18 protein-coding genes are annotated in these 16,267 nt (G+C 66.0%); 8 read left to right on the top strand and 10 right to left on the bottom strand.

The window, feature by feature from the left end:
- Position 1 precedes the first annotated feature (1 nt).
- Entirely contained in the window at positions 2-1,282 is a 1,281-nt protein-coding gene (locus ACSQ9A_RS12695; protein ID WP_436303894.1) for an amidohydrolase family protein, read from the top strand.
- A 2-nt stretch (positions 1,283-1,284) separates the two neighbouring features.
- Here ACSQ9A_RS12695 and ACSQ9A_RS12690 read toward each other — a convergent pair whose 3' ends face one another.
- The 8 genes from ACSQ9A_RS12690 to icd form a co-directional block, all read right to left on the bottom strand.
- Positions 1,285-1,806: an N-acetyltransferase family protein gene (locus ACSQ9A_RS12690; protein WP_436303893.1), complete on the bottom strand. Its 522-nt coding sequence runs from the start codon at positions 1,804-1,806 to the stop codon at positions 1,285-1,287.
- Between the two features lie 4 nt (positions 1,807-1,810).
- Entirely contained in the window at positions 1,811-2,107 is a 297-nt protein-coding gene (locus ACSQ9A_RS12685) for a putative quinol monooxygenase (RefSeq protein ID WP_436303892.1), read from the bottom strand.
- A 15-nt stretch (positions 2,108-2,122) separates the two neighbouring features.
- Positions 2,123-2,527: a DUF3224 domain-containing protein gene (locus tag ACSQ9A_RS12680; protein WP_436303891.1), complete on the bottom strand. Its 405-nt coding sequence runs from the start codon at positions 2,525-2,527 to the stop codon at positions 2,123-2,125.
- A gap of 18 nt (positions 2,528-2,545) precedes the next feature.
- Positions 2,546-3,985 carry an exodeoxyribonuclease I gene (sbcB, locus tag ACSQ9A_RS12675; protein ID WP_436303890.1) on the bottom strand — a complete coding sequence of 480 codons (1,440 nt, stop codon included), beginning with the start codon at positions 3,983-3,985 and terminating at the stop codon, positions 2,546-2,548.
- Between the two features lie 2 nt (positions 3,986-3,987).
- Positions 3,988-5,445: a cardiolipin synthase gene (cls, locus tag ACSQ9A_RS12670; protein ID WP_436290516.1), complete on the bottom strand. Its 1,458-nt coding sequence runs from the start codon at positions 5,443-5,445 to the stop codon at positions 3,988-3,990.
- Positions 5,446-5,536: 91 nt separating this feature from the next.
- Complete coding sequence (clpA, locus tag ACSQ9A_RS12665; RefSeq protein WP_093107739.1) at positions 5,537-7,858, bottom strand: ATP-dependent Clp protease ATP-binding subunit ClpA; 2,322 nt, start codon at positions 7,856-7,858, stop codon at positions 5,537-5,539.
- A 54-nt stretch (positions 7,859-7,912) separates the two neighbouring features.
- Entirely contained in the window at positions 7,913-8,272 is a 360-nt protein-coding gene (gene clpS / locus ACSQ9A_RS12660; protein ID WP_436306290.1) for an ATP-dependent Clp protease adapter ClpS, read from the bottom strand.
- A 210-nt stretch (positions 8,273-8,482) separates the two neighbouring features.
- Complete coding sequence (icd, locus tag ACSQ9A_RS12655; protein WP_436303889.1) at positions 8,483-9,742, bottom strand: NADP-dependent isocitrate dehydrogenase; 1,260 nt, start codon at positions 9,740-9,742, stop codon at positions 8,483-8,485.
- A 192-nt stretch (positions 9,743-9,934) separates the two neighbouring features.
- Between icd and ACSQ9A_RS12650 the strand changes: the two genes are divergently transcribed.
- Entirely contained in the window at positions 9,935-10,252 is a 318-nt protein-coding gene (locus ACSQ9A_RS12650) for a cell envelope biogenesis protein TolA (RefSeq protein WP_436303888.1), read from the top strand.
- Between the two features lie 157 nt (positions 10,253-10,409).
- The gene (locus ACSQ9A_RS12645; RefSeq protein ID WP_093107745.1) at positions 10,410-10,862 is read left to right on the top strand and encodes a DUF192 domain-containing protein; all 453 of its coding nucleotides are present in this window, start codon (positions 10,410-10,412) and stop codon (positions 10,860-10,862) included.
- Between the two features lie 60 nt (positions 10,863-10,922).
- On the opposite strand, the gene ACSQ9A_RS12640 is transcribed toward ACSQ9A_RS12645, so the two are convergent.
- Positions 10,923-11,504: a superoxide dismutase gene (locus ACSQ9A_RS12640; RefSeq protein WP_093107747.1), complete on the bottom strand. Its 582-nt coding sequence runs from the start codon at positions 11,502-11,504 to the stop codon at positions 10,923-10,925.
- Positions 11,505-11,551: 47 nt separating this feature from the next.
- Positions 11,552-12,862: an exodeoxyribonuclease VII large subunit gene (gene xseA / locus ACSQ9A_RS12635; RefSeq protein ID WP_436303887.1), complete on the bottom strand. Its 1,311-nt coding sequence runs from the start codon at positions 12,860-12,862 to the stop codon at positions 11,552-11,554.
- Positions 12,863-13,175: 313 nt separating this feature from the next.
- Here xseA and ACSQ9A_RS12630 point away from each other — a divergent pair, with 313 nt between their 5' ends.
- From ACSQ9A_RS12630 to kdsB, 5 genes are read left to right on the top strand one after another with little or no spacing between them, the layout of a single operon-like run.
- Positions 13,176-13,808, top strand: a complete 633-nt coding sequence (locus ACSQ9A_RS12630; RefSeq protein ID WP_436303886.1) for a MotA/TolQ/ExbB proton channel family protein — start codon at positions 13,176-13,178, stop codon at positions 13,806-13,808.
- A 5-nt stretch (positions 13,809-13,813) separates the two neighbouring features.
- Positions 13,814-14,239 (top strand): ExbD/TolR family protein, encoded by a 426-nt coding sequence (locus ACSQ9A_RS12625; protein WP_093107753.1) that lies wholly within the window; start codon positions 13,814-13,816, stop codon positions 14,237-14,239.
- 29 nt (positions 14,240-14,268) lie between these two features.
- On the top strand, positions 14,269-15,216 hold the full coding sequence (lpxK, locus tag ACSQ9A_RS12620; protein WP_436303885.1) for a tetraacyldisaccharide 4'-kinase: 948 nt from the start codon (positions 14,269-14,271) through the stop codon (positions 15,214-15,216).
- On the top strand, positions 15,197-15,379 hold the full coding sequence (locus ACSQ9A_RS12615; RefSeq protein ID WP_093107755.1) for a Trm112 family protein: 183 nt from the start codon (positions 15,197-15,199) through the stop codon (positions 15,377-15,379). The genes lpxK and ACSQ9A_RS12615 overlap by 20 nt, the downstream gene beginning before the upstream one ends.
- Before the next feature lie 2 nt (positions 15,380-15,381).
- Positions 15,382-16,146 (top strand): 3-deoxy-manno-octulosonate cytidylyltransferase, encoded by a 765-nt coding sequence (gene kdsB, locus ACSQ9A_RS12610; RefSeq protein WP_436303884.1) that lies wholly within the window; start codon positions 15,382-15,384, stop codon positions 16,144-16,146.
- Positions 16,147-16,267 lie beyond the last annotated feature (121 nt).

Here is a 16,267-nt window from a genome sequence, read left to right as displayed (position 1 = left end):
CATGCTCGATCTGCTCGTCCACAACGCCACGCTACCCGACGGTCGCAGCGGCATGTCGATCGCGGTGCAGGCCGGCCGCATCATCGAAGTCACCGCAGGGCTCGATGCGCCGGCTGCTGAAAAACTCGACGCCCAGGGCCTGCTGGTCGCGCCCCATTTCGTCGACCCGCACTTCCACATGGACGCCACGCTGAGCTACGGCCTGCCGCGCGTCAACCAGAGCGGCACGCTGCTCGAAGGCATTGCGCTGTGGGGCGAGCTCAAGCCGCTGCTCACGGCCGAGGCACTGATCGAGCGCGCACTCGCCTACTGCGATTGGGCAGTCGCCAAGGGCCTGCTCGCGATCCGCAGCCATGTCGACACCAGCGACCCGAGCCTGCTCGCGGTGGATGCGCTGCTCGAAGTCAAGCGGCGCGTGGCGCCTTACCTGGACCTGCAGCTGGTCGCTTTCCCGCAGGACGGTGTGCTGCGTTCGTCCGGTGGCGTCGACAACCTGAAGCGCGCGCTCGACTTGGGGCTAGACGTGGTCGGCGGCATTCCGCACTTCGAACGCACCATGGCCGACGGCGCCGCGAGCGTGAAACTGCTGTGCGAGCTGGCCGCCGAGCGCGGCCTGCCGGTGGACATGCACTGCGACGAATCGGACGACCCGCTTTCGCGCCACATCGAGACGCTGGCCTTCGAGGCGCAGCGCCTGGGCTTGCAGGGCCGGGTCACGGGCTCGCACTGCACCTCGATGCATTCGATGGACAACTACTACGTGAGCAAGCTGCTGCCGCTCATCGCCGAGGCCGGCGTCAGCGTGATCGCGAATCCGCTGATCAACATCACGCTGCAGGGCCGCCACGACAGCTACCCCAAGCGGCGCGGCATGACGCGCGTGCCCGAGCTGATGGCCCAGGGCGTGAACGTCGCCTTCGGCCAAGACTGCGTGATGGACCCCTGGTACGGCATGGGTTCGGGCGACATGCTCGAGGTCGCGCACATGGGCCTGCACGTGGCGCAGATGACCAGCCAGCGCGGCATCCGGCAGTGCTTCGATGCAGTCACGGTCAATGCCGCCAAGGTCTTCGGGCTCGACGGCTACGGCCTCGAAGCAGGTTGCGATGCCAGCTTCGTGCTGCTGCAGGCGCGCGATCCGGTCGAGGCGATCCGGCTGCGCGCGACGCGGCTCAAGGTGTATCGCAAGGGCCGGCTGCTGGCCGAGACGCCGGCTGCGACGGCTGCCCTGCACCTGGCGGCCCGGCCGGCGGCCACCGCCTGGATGCATCCGAAGAACTGATCTCAGGCCGGCGCAGCGACCGCGCGCCACATGTGGACCTTCGACAGGAAGGTGCCGCCCTGCGCGATGGCGAACGGTTCGACGCCGAAGGCGGCAAAGCCGCAGCGCTCGTAGAGGGCCTGCGCGGCATCGTTGCCCTGGGTCACCGTCAACTGGACCAGCCTGACGCCCTCGCGCGCCGAGGCCTCCGCGAGCAGGCCCAGCACCAGCTCACGGCCGAAGCCGCCTTGCCGGGCGGCCGGCGCGACATACATGCCGAACAGGTTCGCCTTGTGCCGCGACTTCTCGCGCGACTCGAACAGGATGCCCGCTGCGCCCGCAAGAAGGCCCTTGTGGTCGAACGCACCCAGCACGATCTGCGGTGCCGTCGCTGAGGCATCGAGCCGCGACGTCCACCACGACAGCGGCAAGGCCTCGCGCTCGGCCACCGTGGAGGTGAAGGCATCGGGATGGCGCTCGTAGGCTTCGAGCATCAACGCCCGGTAGGCCTCGGCGTCGTCGGGGGTCAGGCGGCGAAGGCTCACGGTCTCACAGCTTGACGGACTCGGCCTCGTAGATCTGGATCGAGGGCGCCGCCGCAGCAAGCCCGCCGGCCGCCTTGGCGAAGGCGCGCGAGGCCGGGACCGCAAAGTGGGCCAGGAGTGCCGCGCGATCTACCCATTGCTCGACGAAGACCAGGCGCAGCGCGTTTTCCGCGTCGCAGTGCACGGCATGCGAGATGCAGCCCGGCTCGGCGCGCGAACGGCGCACGTGTTCGAGGCTCAGCGCGAGGACTTCGTCCACGGTGTCGCTCTTGGCGAGGATGTCGCCGGTCACAAGAATCATGAGACTCTCCTTGGGTCACGCGCCTTCGGGCAGGCTGTAGTCGAAATCGTAGAAATGCTTGCCGTCGGCGATGCGGATCGCCAGCCTGCCTGCAAGGCCGGCGAGCTGGCCGGTGGCCGAATCCGGCACGACGGTGATCGACAGCTGCTGCTCGCCGCGCGTCATGGTGCCCGTGTGCTGCAGGACGAAGCTGCCCTCGCGGCCGTGCAGCGTCGCCGTCACGCGCTCGATGGCCACGTAGCCGGCCGATCCCTGCATCGTCGCGACGGCGCTCAGCATCTCGCCCTGGCCGGTGCCCGCGAGGTCGCCGCTGAACTGCTTGTCGAGCGACATCCTGCCGAGCGTCGCGCCTTCGGTCTGCTCGCTCTGCCAGAGCGGCTGCATCTTCACTTCGAAGGTGCCGCTTGCCTTTTTGTTCATGGGTGCTCCTTCTCTTCCTCAAACCGCGGGCGCGATCGCCTCGGCGTATTCGTAGAGTGCGCCGAGGATCTCTTCGCCGCGCTCATCGGCCGTCTCGGCCAGCACATCGATCTCGGCAAAAAGCTGGTCGACGTTGCGCACCCCGCCCTCGCCTTCGAGCAGGCGCGCGACGCGATGCGCCTCCCAGCGTTCGGTTTCGTCTTCGTCGAGGGTATCGGGAAAGTTGCGGGCCCGGTAGCGGAACAGCAGCTCTTCGAGCCGTGGATCGTCGAAGCCGGTGCGCGAATGTGCGAGCTCCGCCGGCGACAGGCTGCGCAGCTGGGTCAGCCGCCGGCGATCGCCGTTGCCGACGAAGCCGCCGTAGAGGTCTTCGTCGACGTCCGGCGCTGCTTCGCGCGGCCGCTCGTAGACCTGGGGCCAGATCGCGCTCATGTCGGGCAAGGCGGCCGCCAGCGCGGCGTTGCGCAGCGCCGCTTCGAGGTCGATGCTCCAGCGCGTGGCCATGGCTGGCGCCAAGGTCTTCAGGTTGCCGACCACCATCGGCGACTTGTTCAGGTGCACGCTCTTCACCGGCAGGCGCAGCACGCCTTCGGGCAGATCGGCGCTTCGCGTGAAAAGGCGTTGGCGCAGCGTCGCCACGTCGAGGTCGCGCAGCTCGCTCGGGTCGTGCGCCAGGTCCCAGGCGATCAACTCGTTCTTGTTGGTCGGATGGCTCGCGAGCGGCCACATCACGGCCAGGCAGCCGCGCTCGGCCGGGAACATGCCGGAGACATGCAGGAAAGGCCGTGCCGACTCGCGCGTGGCCGGCAGGCCCAGTTCGCTCGCGACCCGGTCTTTCCTGTGCAGCGCGAAGGCGAAGTCGAAGAGCTTGGGCTGCTTGTCGCGGATCAGCCGCGCCAGCGCGATCGTGGCGCGCACGTCCGACAGCGCATCGTGGGCCGATTCGTGGAGCAAGCCGTTGGCGCGCGCAAGGTCTTCGAGCTTGAAGCTCTGCGTGCCGTCGTCCTTTTTCGGCCATTCGATGCCGTCGGGACGCAAGGCATAGGTGAGCCGCACGACGTCGAGCAGGTCCCAACGGCCGCAGTCGTTCTGCCACTCGCGCGCATAGGGATCGATGAGGTTGCGCCAGAACAGGAAGCGCGTCACCTCGTCGTCGAAGCGGATGGTGTTGTAGCCGACGCCGATGGTGCCGGGCTGCGAGAACGCGCGTTCGATCTGCGCGGCGAACTCATGCTCCGGAACGCCGCGCTCGAGGCAGATCTGCGGCGTGATGCCGGTGATCAGGCAGGCCCCCGGGCTCGGCAGGTAGTCCGGCGCGGGCTTGCAGTAGATCATCATGGGCTCGCCGATCTCGTTGAGCGCGGCGTCGGTGCGGATGGCGGCGAACTGCGAGGGCCGGTCGCGACGCGGCACGGTGCCGAAGGTTTCGTAGTCGTGCCAGAGGAAGGTTTGGGACATCGTCAGAGCAAAGGTGAGAAAAGGCGTGCCGTCGCGTCGCCGAGCTGGGGAAGGAAGCTGCGCTTCCGGTTGGCGCGCACGGCCGCGGCGCTGTGAAGGTCGGTTTCGAACTGCGCGGCGAGCGGCTTGGCCAGCGCCGGACCATAGATCACGGCGCACACCTCGAAGTTGAGCCGGAAGCTGCGGTTGTCGAAATTGGCGGTGCCGATCATCGCGCAGTTGTCGTCCACCACCAGCGTCTTGGAATGCAGCATGCGCGCCTTGTATTCCCAGATCTTGACGCCGGCCGCGATGAGCTCGTCGTAGTAGGAGCGCGCCGCGGCGCTCACGATCAGCGAGTCGCTGCGCCGCGGCACCAGGAGGCGCACGTCGACGCCGCGCAGCGCCGCGCTGGTAAGCGCCATCAAGGCTGGTTCGCCGGGCACGAAATACGGCGTGGTGAGCCATGCGCGCTGCGCCGCCGAGTGGATGGCCGCGACATGCATGCGGTGGATGGCTTCGAGGCCGCTGTCGGGACCGCTGGTGACGATCTGCACCGGAATGTCACCCGCGCCCTCCTCGGCCGGCAGGCGCGGCAGCAGCCTGTCGATGGCTTCGTCCATCCGGCGCGGATCCTCGCCGGTGGCGTAGGCCCAGTCTTCGAGAAAGGTGGTCTGCAGCCAGCGCACCGCGCTGCCTTCGATGCGCAGGTGGACGTCGTGATACGCGTCGGGCCGCACCCGCCGGTCTTCCTCGTCGGTGATGTTGACGCCGCCGGTGAAGCCCACGCGCCCGTCGCACACCACGATCTTGCGGTGGGTGCGGTAGTTGGTCACGGGCCGCAGCCGCCGGCCGATGCGGGTGTCGTGAAACAGCGCCACCTGGATGCCGGCGGCCTGCATCGGCGCCATGAACTTGCGGCCGATGCGCTTGGAGCCGAGCGCATCGAGCAGCAGGCGCACGGTGACGCCCTCTCGCGCGCGTTCGATCAGCAGGTCGCGCAGCGCGGTGCCGATCGTGTCGGGCTCGAAGATGTAGTACTCGAGGTGCACGTGGTCGCGTGCGCTGCCGATCGCTTCGAAGATGGCGTCGAAGGTGCTGGCGCCGCCGGACAACAGGCGGGCCGCCGTCGCGCTCGACACCGGCAGGCCGCAGGCGGCGGTGCCCAGCGCGGCCATCTGCCGCAGGGCGGGCGGCGCACGTTCCGCGGCCTCGCGCAGCGTGGCGACGTCGGCCGGCGCCTGGGCGATCGCGCGGCTGCGCAGCCGCTTCAGGCGCTGCTTCTTCAAGCGCTGCGGCCCGAGGAAGTAGTAGATGACGAAGCCGGCGAAGGGCAGCAGCGCCAGCGAGAGGATCCAGCTCATCGTCGACACCGGCGCGCGCTTCTGCATCACGATCCAGACGGACAACACCGCGATGTAGCCGCTCCATGCCAGGGAGAGGCCGGTCTTCCATTCGTGGCTGAGCTCGGGGACGATCAAGGGCGAAAGAGGTCGGTGAATGAAAAAAGGCCGGTAGCGCAATGCTACCGGCCTTGGGAGTGGACTCCGGATGAGCGGACCAGCCCGTTGATCAGCCCGTTGCAGCCTCTTCCGCTTCGGGCTTGGCGCGCCCTTCCTTCTTGGGCAGCGGCTGGATGTCGAGCTGGACCTCTTCCTTGTCGTCGAGGTCCACCGTCAGGCGGCCACCTTCCTGCAGGCGGCCGAACAGCAGCTCGTCGGCCAGGGCGCGGCGGATCGTGTCCTGGATCAGGCGCTGCATCGGCCGTGCGCCCATCAGCGGATCGAAGCCCTTCTTCGCCAGGTGCTTGCGCAGCACGTCGGTGAAGGTGACGTCGACCTTCTTCTCGGCCAGCTGGGTCTCGAGCTGCAGCAGGAACTTGTCGACCACGCGCAGGATGATCTGCTCGTCGAGGGCCTTGAAGCTCACGGTCGCATCCAGGCGGTTGCGGAACTCCGGCGTGAACAAGCGCTTGATGTCGGCCATCTCGTCGCCCGCCTGGCGCGGGTTGGTGAAGCCGATGGTCGCCTTGTTCATGGTCTCGGCGCCTGCATTGGTCGTCATGACGATGATGACGTTGCGGAAGTCGGCCTTGCGCCCGTTGTTGTCCGTCAGCGTGCCGTGGTCCATGACCTGCAGCAGCACGTTGAAGATGTCCGGATGCGCCTTCTCGATCTCGTCGAGCAGGAGCACGGCGTGCGGCTTCTTCGTGATCGCTTCGGTCAAGAGGCCGCCCTGGTCGAAACCGACGTAGCCCGGAGGCGCACCGATCAGCCGGCTCACCGCGTGGCGTTCCATGTACTCGGACATGTCGAAGCGGATCAGCTCGATGCCCATGATGTAGGCCAGCTGCTTCGCCGCTTCGGTCTTGCCGACGCCGGTTGGGCCGCTGAACAGGAAGGAGCCGATCGGCTTGTCTTCGCGGCCCAGGCCCGAACGCGCCATCTTGACCGCCGAAGCCAGCACCTCGAGGGCCTTGTCCTGGCCGAACACCACGCTCTTCAGGTCGCGCTCGATGGTCTGCAGCTTGCCGCGGTCGTCGTTCGAGACGTTGGCCGGGGGAATGCGCGCGATCTTGGCGACGATTTCCTCGACCTCGGCCTTGCTGATGGTCTTCTTGCGCTTGTTCGCGGGCAGGATGCGCTGGGCAGCGCCGGCCTCATCGATGACGTCGATCGCCTTGTCGGGCAGATGACGGTCGTTGATGTACTTGGCACTCAGCTCGGCCGCGGCCTGCAGTGCAGCCACGCCGTATTTCACGCCGTGGTGCTCCTCGAAGCGCGACTTCAGCCCTTTCAGGATGTCGATGGTTTCCTGCACCGTCGGCTCGACCACATCGACCTTCTGGAAACGACGCGACAGGGCCGCATCCTTCTCGAAGATGCCGCGGTACTCGGTGAAGGTGGTCGCGCCGATGCACTTGAGCTGGCCGCTGGACAGCGCCGGCTTGAGCAGGTTCGAGGCATCGAGCGTGCCGCCCGAGGCCGCGCCGGCGCCGATCAGCGTGTGGATCTCGTCGATGAAGAGGATCGCGTTCGGCTTGTCCTTGAGCGACTTGAGCACGCCCTTCAGGCGTTGTTCGAAATCGCCGCGGTACTTGGTGCCGGCCAGGAGCGCGCCCATGTCGAGCGAGTAGACATGGGACTCCGCCAGGATCTCGGGCACGTCGTTCTGCGTGATGCGCCAGGCCAGGCCCTCGGCGATCGCCGTCTTGCCGACGCCGGCCTCACCCACCAGCAGCGGGTTGTTCTTGCGCCGGCGGCACAGGATCTGGATCACGCGCTCGACCTCGTACTCGCGGCCGATCAGCGGATCGATCTTGCCTTCCTTGGCAAGCTGGTTGAGGTTTTGCGTGAACTGCTCGAGCGGGGACGACTTCTCGTTCTTCTCGCCGCCGCCCTCCTCGCCTTCGCCGGAGGACGATTCGCTGCTGCCCTTGGCAGCTTCCGGCGGATCGCTCTTCTTGATGCCGTGGGCGATGAAGTTCACCACATCGAGGCGCGTCACGCCCTGCTGATGCAGGTAGTAGACCGCATGCGAATCCTTTTCGCCGAAGATCGCGACCAGCACGTTCGCGCCGGTGACTTCCTTCTTGCCGTTGCCGGTGGATTGCACATGCATGATGGCGCGCTGGATCACGCGCTGGAAACCGAGCGTGGGCTGGGTGTCCACATCGTCGGTACCCGCCACCTGGGGCGTGTTGTCCTTGATGAAATTGGTGAGCGACGCCCTGAGGTCGTCGACGTTGGCCGAGCAGGCGCGCAGAACCTCTGCGGCACTCGGGTTGTCCAGCAAAGCGAGCAGCAGGTGCTCCACCGTGATGAACTCATGGCGCTGCTGCCTGGCTTCGACAAAAGCCATGTGCAAGCTGACTTCCAGTTCCTGGGCAATCATGTGATTTCCTTTTGCCTTGCTGTAAATAAATTCTCAGATGGGTTGGAGCGCGATTTATTCAACCGGTTCACTGACGCACTGCAACGGATGCCCGGCCTGGTGGGCCGCTTCCATCACCTGATTGACCTTGGTGGCCGCCATGTCGCGGGAATACACCCCGCAGACGCCGCGCCCGTCGAGATGGATCTTGAGCATGATCTGGGTGGCGGTTTCCCGGTCCTTGTTGAAGAACTCCTGGATCACGACGATCACGAACTCCATCGGCGTGTAGTCGTCGTTGAGCATCACCACCTGATACATCTGCGGCGGCGCAGTTTTTTGCGGCCGCCGCTCGATCACGACCGCATCGCCGTCGTCCCGCCCCGGCTTCACGGCCGGCGGCGTAGGGGGAGTCGAGGGGATTTTGGTAGCCATGAAAATCATTTTATAGAGCCGCCGCCGGTTGTACTTGCGCAAGGGACACAACTGGTGGCGGCTTTGTGACATTCAAGACGGATGCCTGTGGAACTGCCGCCTCGGCGCATGCAAGCTGCGTGCCGCCGGCCCCAACGAAAAAGCCCCGGCGCCTTGCGGTGCCGGGGCTTTACACACCAGGGCGTCAGCCGGCGCTTCGGACGCCGGGATTTACATGTTGTCGATCATCACCTGACCGAAACCCGAGCAGCTGACCTGCGTGGCGCCGTCCATCAGGCGGGCGAAGTCATAGGTCACCTTCTTGCTGGCGATCGATTTTTCCATCGAGCGGATGATCAGGTCGGCCGCCTCGGTCCAGCCCATGTGCCGCAGCATCATCTCGGCCGAGAGGATTTCGGAACCGGGGTTCACGTAGTCCTTGCCGGCGTACTTCGGCGCCGTGCCGTGGGTGGCTTCGAACATCGCGACGGTGTCGCTCAGGTTGGCGCCCGGGGCGATGCCGATGCCTCCGACCTGCGCCGCCAGCGCGTCGGACACGTAGTCGCCGTTCAGGTTCAGCGTGGCGATCACGCTGTATTCGGCCGGGCGCAGCAGGATCTGCTGCAGGAAGGCGTCGGCGATCGAGTCCTTGACGGTGATTTCCTTGCCGGTCTTGGGATTCTTGAACTTCATCCAGGGGCCGCCGTCGATCAGCTCGGCGCCAAATTCCCTGGCGGCCAGGCCATAGGCCCAGTCACGGAAGCCGCCTTCGGTGAACTTCATGATGTTGCCCTTGTGCACGATCGTCACGCTGGGCTTGTCGTTGTCGATCGCGTACTGGATCGCCTTGCGCACCAGACGCTCGGTGCCCTCGCGCGACACCGGCTTGATGCCGATGCCCGAGGTGTTCGGGAAACGGATCTTCTTGACGCCGAACTCGTCCTGCAGGATCTTGATGAGCTTCTTGGCCTTCTCGCTTTCGGCTTCGAATTCGATGCCGGCGTAGATGTCTTCCGAGTTCTCGCGGAAGATCACCATGTTGGTCTTGTGCGGCTCCTTGACCGGGCTGGGCACGCCCTCGAAGTACTGGATGGGGCGCAGGCAGACGTACAGGTCGAGCTCTTGGCGCAGCGCGACGTTGAGCGAGCGGATGCCGCCGCCGACTGGCGTGGTCAGCGGGCCCTTGATCGAGACCACGTAGTCGCGCACCGCATGCAGCGTTTCTTCGGGCAGCCAGACGTCGGGACCGTAGACCTTGGTCGACTTCTCGCCGGCGTAGACCTCCATCCACTGGATCTTTTTCTTGCCGCCGTAGGTCTTGGCCACTGCCGCGTCGACCACCTTGATCATCACGGGCGTGATGTCGAGGCCGGTACCGTCGCCCTCGATAAAGGGAATGATCGGCTGATCAGGCACATTGAGCGAGTTGTCGGCATTGACCGTGATCTTCTGGCCTTCGGCCGGGACTTTGATGTGCTGATAGCTGGACATGAGGCAAGGGCTCCGGGATGAATTGAAGGCTGGAAGACACTAGGTTTCCAGCCGGCTGAATAGCCGTAGAATTTTAGACGCAACCGGAGGAGTCCGAAGGTTCTGTCAACCGAGTCCATATGGGTCTCGTTGTTGGCTGACCTTCTGCTGGCCGGGAGGCATTTTCAATCCATCTCCACAGAGGAACCCGTAATGAGCAAAGTTCTCGCAGTCATGATCGCCGGCCTGTTCGCCGTTGGCGCATATGCCCAGACGAAGCCCGCCGAAGTCGACCCCACAGGCAAGGGCAAGGCGGCCGAACGCGCCGAAGCCAAGAAGGACGCGAAGCCTGCCGGCCAAGTCAAAGCTCCGGGCGGCGACCAGAGCAAGGTGTCAGAGGGTAGCGGTGGCGTGACCGCCACTGGCGCCGACAAGGCCGCCCAGGCACGCCGTGACTCGCGCGACACGCGCCGCCAAGCCAAGGGTGGCGGCAAGAAGCCGGTTCCCGTGCAAGGCACCACGCCCCAGTAAGCTGGTTGGCACCACTAAAAAAGAAAGCGTTCTTCGGAACGCTTTCTTTTCGTCTGCACTCAAGAAGATGTAAGCTTCAAGGCAAATAGTCATGCCCGCATCAGCGGGCATTTTTTGTTTGTATTGCATTGCCGCCCGCTTTATTGAAAGTCGACCCATGTTCCAGCGTTTTGTGGCCCTGCTTGCGCTGTCAGCTTCATTGATGACCTTTGCACACGGTCAGGAAGCTCAAACCAATCTCCAGCGCGTGAAGCTGTCCGCGGGCATGTACCAGATCGATGCGCAAGTCGCGCAAACCCCCGAACAGCGGCAGATCGGTCTCATGTTCCGCAAGGAAATGCCGCAAACCGAGGGCATGATCTTCGTGTTCGAGCAGCCCGCGACCCAGTGTTTCTGGATGAAGAACACCCTGCTGCCGCTGACCGCAGCCTTCGTGGCCGACGACGGCCGCATCGTCAACCTGGCCGACATGAAGCCCCTGACCGAGGAGTCGCATTGTTCCGAGGAGCCGGTTCGCTTCGTGCTCGAGATGAACCAAGGCTGGTTCGCCAAGAAGAACATCAAGAAGGGGGCGAAGCTCGGCGGCGAACTGTTTGCGGCCAGGCGCTGAGCATCGCCCGCCCATTAAAAAGCCGACCCGCGGGTCGGCTTTTTTTTGGCAAGCCTCGACTCAGCCGAAGTTCTTGGCCGCGAAGTCCCAGTTCACCAGCTTGGCCAGGAAGGTCTCCACATACTTGGGCCGCAGGTTGCGGTAGTCGATGTAGTAGGCGTGCTCCCAGACGTCCACCGTCAACAGTGCCGTGTCGCCCGTGGTCAGCGGCGTGCCCGCGGCACCCATGTTCACGATGTCCACCGAGCCGTCGGCCTTCTTCACCAGCCAGGTCCAGCCCGAGCCGAAGTTGCCCACCGCCGACTTCACGAAGGCCTCCTTGAAGGCCGCGTAGCTGCCCCACTTGGCATCGATCGCCTTGGCCAGCGCGCCGGTGGGCTCGCCGCCGCCCGCGGGCTTCATGCAGTTCCAGAAGAAGGTGTGGTTCCAGATCTGGGCGGCGTTGTTGTAGATGCCGCCGCTGGACTTCTTGACGATCTCCTCCAGCGGCAGGCTCTCGAACTCGGTGCCCTTTTGCAGGTTGTTCAGGTTCACCACATAGGCGTTGTGGTGCTTGCCGTAGTGGTACTCCAGCGTTTCCTTCGAATACTCCGGCGCCAGGGCGTCCAGCGCGTACGGCAGGGGTGGGAGGACGTGTTCCATGTCTTTTCTCGCGGGTTGGTTGTGGGACGAAGCATTCTAGAAAGGAATCACGTGGCTCGCGTCGGACGCCGTCCCGTCGTACCCGTTCGATTGACCGTCATGTCGACCGTGCCGTCGGCGAGGCGCGCGCGCACCGCGTCGCCGGGTGTCAGGCCTCGCACGCTGGTGACGGCCTGTCCCTGTTCGTTCGTGAGCCATGCGTAGCCGCGCTGCAAGACCAGCGCCGGATCCAGCAGTTGCAGGCGCAGAGCAGCCCGTTCGAGCCGTTCCTTGCGCTGAACCAGGGCACGCGTGAACTTGAGCGGCAACTCGGCCTGCAACGCCTGCTGCGCTTGCGCGAGCCGCTGCGTCCTCGAGAGCACGGCGTAGTGCAGTCGTTGCGCATGGTGAGCCAGGCGCAGTTGCTGGCGCGTCACCAGCGTCGAGGGGCGCCCCAGCCGACCCGCGGCCAGATCGAGGCGCTGGCTCAAGACATCGAGGCGCGCGGAAATCGCGTCGCGCAGCCGCTCTTCGAGCAGATCGAGCGCGCCAAGCCACAGATCGCGCGGCGCAGCGACGAGTTCGGCCGCGGCGGTCGGCGTCGGTGCGCGCAGGTCGGCACAGAAGTCGGCGATGGTGAAGTCGGTTTCGTGGCCGACGCCGCTGATCACCGGCACCGGGCTCTGCACGATCGTGCGCGCCAGCGACTCGTCGTTGAAGGCCCAGAGATCCTCGATCGAGCCGCCGCCGCGCACCAGCAGGATCAAGTCGACCCTCGGCTGCAGCGCGTAGAGCGACTGCAGCGAGCGCACCAGCTCCGCCGGCGCACCGGCGCCCTGCACCGCGGCCGGCGCCAGCACCACGGGAATGTGCGGCACGCGGCGGCGCAATGCGCTGACGACGTCGTGCAAGGCTGCTGCGCCGAGCGAGGTCACGACACCGATCGCGCGTGGCATGGCCGGAAGCGGCCGCTTGCGGGCGGGATCGAAAAGGCCCTCGGCCTCCAGCTTCGCCTTGCGCTGCAGGAACTGCTCGAACAGCGCGCCCTGCCCGGCTCGACGCAGGCTTTCGACCACCAGTTGAAGGTCGCCGCGCGGCTCGTACACCGCCAATCGGCCGCGCACCTCGACCTGGTCGCCGTCGCGCGGCGAGAAATCGAGCAGGCCTGCGGCGCGCCGGAACATTGCGCACCGCAACTGGCCGGATTCGTCTTTCAGTGCAAAGTAGCAATGGCCGCTGGCCGCACGCGAGAAGCCGGAAATCTCGCCGCGCACCGCGACCGGATTGAAGCGCGCATCGAGCGCATCGGCCACGGCGCGACACAGTGCACCCACGGCCCAGACCCGCGGTCCCGCCGGAATTGCTTCACGCTCGCTCATGTCGAGGCGGTGTTACAGATGAACAGTCGTCCACAAGCGGGGCGGCGGTCTCCCGGCCGCACGAGGCATCCGCACGACACCCACGACTCCACGTACAAGCCATTGATTTGATTGAAAAAAGTGCTGCTCAAAATTCAGTCGATCCAGCGGAAAGCCCGCCGCGTGTGGCTCCAGATAAGTTGCTCCGCGGGTTAGCCACAAAGTTATCCACAGAAACTGTGCGTCTGAACCTACAGCGAATACAAATCGGAACAATGCTTCGCGCCGGTGGATAATCGCCGCGCATTTGCAGTCCACGGGGCCGGAGGAATACTTGTTTTCGATCATAGTTGCTGCGGGCTGGCCGATCTGGCCGCTGCTCGCTTGTTCGGTGATTGCGCTCGCGCTCGTCATCGAGAGATTCACCAGCCTGAAGACCTCCAAGGTCCTGCCGCCCAAGCTCCTCGACGAGGCCATCACGGTCTCGCGCGCTGCGGTCCCGGGCCCGGACGTGGTGACCAAGCTGGAAAGAAACTCGGGGCTCGGCGAGGTGCTGGCCGCCGGCTTCCGCACTTTGAACTCCAACCCCCTTTCGACCGAAGACGACCTGCGCGCGTCGATGGAATCGGCCGGCCGCGTGGTTGCGCATCGGCTCGAACGCTACCTGCCGGCGCTCGCAACCATCGCGTCGGCGGCCCCGCTGCTCGGGCTGCTGGGCACGGTGATCGGCATGATCGAGATCTTCGGTTCCCAGTCGCCCAGCAACGGCGCGGTCGGCACCGGCAACCCGGCGCAGCTGGCGCACGGCATCTCCGTGGCGCTCTACAACACGGCCTTCGGGCTGATCGTGGCGATCCCGGCTCTGATCTTCTGGCGCTATTTCCGCAGTCGGGTCGACGAGTACCTGCTGAACCTGGAGCTCGCCGGCGAACGTTTTGCGCGTCACCTGAACACGCTGCGATCATGAAACGAATGCATTTCAGCCACGGCTCGCGCGAGGAGCCGGAGATCAACCTGATCCCGTTCATCGACGTGCTGCTGGTCGTGCTGATCTTCCTGATGCTCTCGACCACCTACAGCAAGTTCACCGAGATGCAGTTGCGCCTTCCGGTGGCCGACGTGGAGGCCCAGCGCGACTATCCGAAGGAAGTGATCGTCGCCGTCTCCGCCGACGGACGCTATTCGATCAACAAGACCCAGTTGCCCGACCGCAGCGTGGAGACGGTGGCCGCAGCGCTGAGCGCCGCGGCGAACGGCGGCAAGGACAGCGTCGTGATCATCAGCGCCGACGCCAGCGCCGCCCATCAGTCCGTGATCACGGTGATGGAAGGCGCGCGGCGCGCGGGCCTCATGCAAATCACCTTCGCCACGCAGTCGGCCGCGCAGGCGGGACGCTAGTGCTGCAGCGGGCCTGGCTTCAGCGCGGAATGCTCGCGCGGCTGCTGTGGCCTCTCTCGCTGCTCTATGGCGCTTTGGCCGCAGTCCGGCGCGCGCTCTATCGCCGAGGCATCCTTCAGTCCGAGCGCGTCGGCGTGCCGGTGATCGTGGTCGGCAACGTCATCGCCGGCGGTTCCGGCAAGACGCCTGTCGTGATGGCGGTCGTGCGACACCTCCAAGCCCGCGGAATGAAGGTCGGCGTGGTATCGCGCGGCTACGGGCGAGCGACCGACGATTGCCGCGCGGTACAGGACGACAGCGATCCGCGCGAGGTCGGCGACGAGCCGGCGCTGATTCGCCGCTCGACCGCGGTGCCGGTCTTCGTGGCGCGGCGGCGTGCCGAAGCGGCGCGTGCCCTGCTCGCTCTTCACCCGGACACGCAGCTCATCGTGAGCGACGATGGCCTGCAGCACCTTGCGCTGGCGCGCGACCTCGAGATCTGCGTCTTCGACGACCGCGGAACGGGCAATGGCTGGCTGCTGCCGGCCGGCCCCCTGCGCGAGCATTGGCCGCGCCGCTGCGACCTGGTGATCCACACCGGCGCGCGACCCGCCTTCGCCGGCTTCACGGCACGACGTGCGCTGGCCGACCATGCGCTGCGCCTCGATGGCACGCCGGTCCCGCTCGCATCCCTGGCCGCCCGGGCGCTGGTCGCGGTTGCCGCGATTGCAAAGCCCGAGGCTTTCTTCCAGATGCTGCACGAACGCGCCCTGGTACCGCAGCAGTGCATTGCGTTGCCGGATCACCACGATTTCAGCGACTGGACCCCGCCGCCCGGCAGCGCCTACACGCTGATCTGCACCGAGAAGGACGCGGTGAAGCTGTGGCGCCGAGCCCCCGATGCGCTGGCGCTGCCGCTGGTGTTCGAACCCGAGCCGGCCTTCTTCGAAGCGCTCGACGCAAAGCTATCATCGCTCGATGGACACCAAGCTGCTTGAACTGCTCGTCTGCCCCGTGACCAAGGGGCCGCTCACGTGGAATGCCGAGAAGCAGGAACTCGCCTCGCGCAGCGCCCGCCTCGCCTATCCGGTGCGCGATGGCATCCCGGTGCTGCTCGAAACCGAGGCGCGCACGCTTTCCGACGAAGAGCTGGGACTTTGACCTTGCCTTTCGCCGTCCTGATCCCGGCTCGGCTCGCGTCCACACGATTGCCCGGCAAGCCCCTGGCCGACATTGCCGGCCTGCCGATGGTGGTGCGCGTCGCACAGCGCGCCCTGCAATCGAGCGCCGAGCGCGTGGTGGTGGCCGCCGACGACGCGCGCATCGTCGCCGCTTGCGAGGCACACGGTGTCCAGGCCCTGCTCACGCGCACCGACCACGCGAGCGGCAGCGATCGCCTCGCCGAGGCCTGCGCGCAGCTCGGTCTGGCCGACGACGCGATCGTGGTTAACGTCCAGGGCGACGAGCCGCTGATCGACCCGGCATTGATTGACGCCGTGGCCCACACGCTGGCCTCGCATCCCGACGCAGCGATGAGCACGGCCGCGCACGCGATCGAATCCCTCGAAGATTTCCTCAATCCGAACGTCGTGAAAGCCGTGCTCGACGCACAGGGCAATGCGCTCTACTTCAGTCGCGCACCGATTCCCTGGTGGCGCGACGGCTTCGCGAAAGGCGGCGTGACGGCGCTGCCGCAGTCACCCGCAGCGCTGCGCCATATCGGCATCTACGGCTACCGCGCCGGCTTCGTACGGCAGTTTCCCAGCCTGCCGCCGGCACCGGTCGAAGCCACGGAGGCACTGGAGCAGCTGCGCGCACTGTGGCACGGGCACCGCATCGCCGTGCACGTGAGCGCCCATGCGCCCGGGCCGGGCATCGACACGCCGGAAGATCTGGAACGCGTCCGCGCACTGCTCTCCAACGCCTGATTTCGTCCCCGCGCAGGCCAAGTCGGCCGCGGAGCGCGTGCTATCCTCGACGCAACTCCGCCCTGCGATCTCCCTCGTGAAACGCATGGCGCGACAGAAATCGAAGAACCGTCCGAGGACA

The sequence above is a fragment of the Variovorax sp. LjRoot290 genome, assembly GCF_964253985.1.
GTDB lineage: Bacteria > Pseudomonadota > Gammaproteobacteria > Burkholderiales > Burkholderiaceae_C > Variovorax.
The sequence above is the reverse complement of the archived record's forward strand: the minus strand, read 5'-3'. Positions and strand labels throughout refer to the sequence as shown.

Bases quoted from the DNA above. Each gene is read 5' to 3' on its own strand.
- ACSQ9A_RS12695 (WP_436303894.1), top strand. From the start codon at position 2: ATGCTCGATCTGCTCGTCCACAACGCCACGCTACCCGACGGTCGCAGC.
- ACSQ9A_RS12685 (WP_436303892.1), bottom strand. From the start codon at position 2,107: ATGATTCTTGTGACCGGCGACATCCTCGCCAAGAGCGACACCGTGGAC.
- ACSQ9A_RS12680 (WP_436303891.1), bottom strand. From the start codon at position 2,527: ATGAACAAAAAGGCAAGCGGCACCTTCGAAGTGAAGATGCAGCCGCTC.
- sbcB (WP_436303890.1), bottom strand. From the start codon at position 3,985: ATGTCCCAAACCTTCCTCTGGCACGACTACGAAACCTTCGGCACCGTG.
- clpA (WP_093107739.1), bottom strand. From the start codon at position 7,858: ATGATTGCCCAGGAACTGGAAGTCAGCTTGCACATGGCTTTTGTCGAA.
- clpS (WP_436306290.1), bottom strand. From the start codon at position 8,272: ATGGCTACCAAAATCCCCTCGACTCCCCCTACGCCGCCGGCCGTGAAG.
- icd (WP_436303889.1), bottom strand. From the start codon at position 9,742: ATGTCCAGCTATCAGCACATCAAAGTCCCGGCCGAAGGCCAGAAGATC.
- ACSQ9A_RS12650 (WP_436303888.1), top strand. From the start codon at position 9,935: ATGAGCAAAGTTCTCGCAGTCATGATCGCCGGCCTGTTCGCCGTTGGC.
- ACSQ9A_RS12645 (WP_093107745.1), top strand. From the start codon at position 10,410: ATGTTCCAGCGTTTTGTGGCCCTGCTTGCGCTGTCAGCTTCATTGATG.
- ACSQ9A_RS12640 (WP_093107747.1), bottom strand. From the start codon at position 11,504: ATGGAACACGTCCTCCCACCCCTGCCGTACGCGCTGGACGCCCTGGCG.
- xseA (WP_436303887.1), bottom strand. From the start codon at position 12,862: ATGAGCGAGCGTGAAGCAATTCCGGCGGGACCGCGGGTCTGGGCCGTG.
- ACSQ9A_RS12625 (WP_093107753.1), top strand. From the start codon at position 13,814: ATGCATTTCAGCCACGGCTCGCGCGAGGAGCCGGAGATCAACCTGATC.
- lpxK (WP_436303885.1), top strand. From the start codon at position 14,269: ATGCTCGCGCGGCTGCTGTGGCCTCTCTCGCTGCTCTATGGCGCTTTG.
- ACSQ9A_RS12615 (WP_093107755.1), top strand. From the start codon at position 15,197: ATGGACACCAAGCTGCTTGAACTGCTCGTCTGCCCCGTGACCAAGGGG.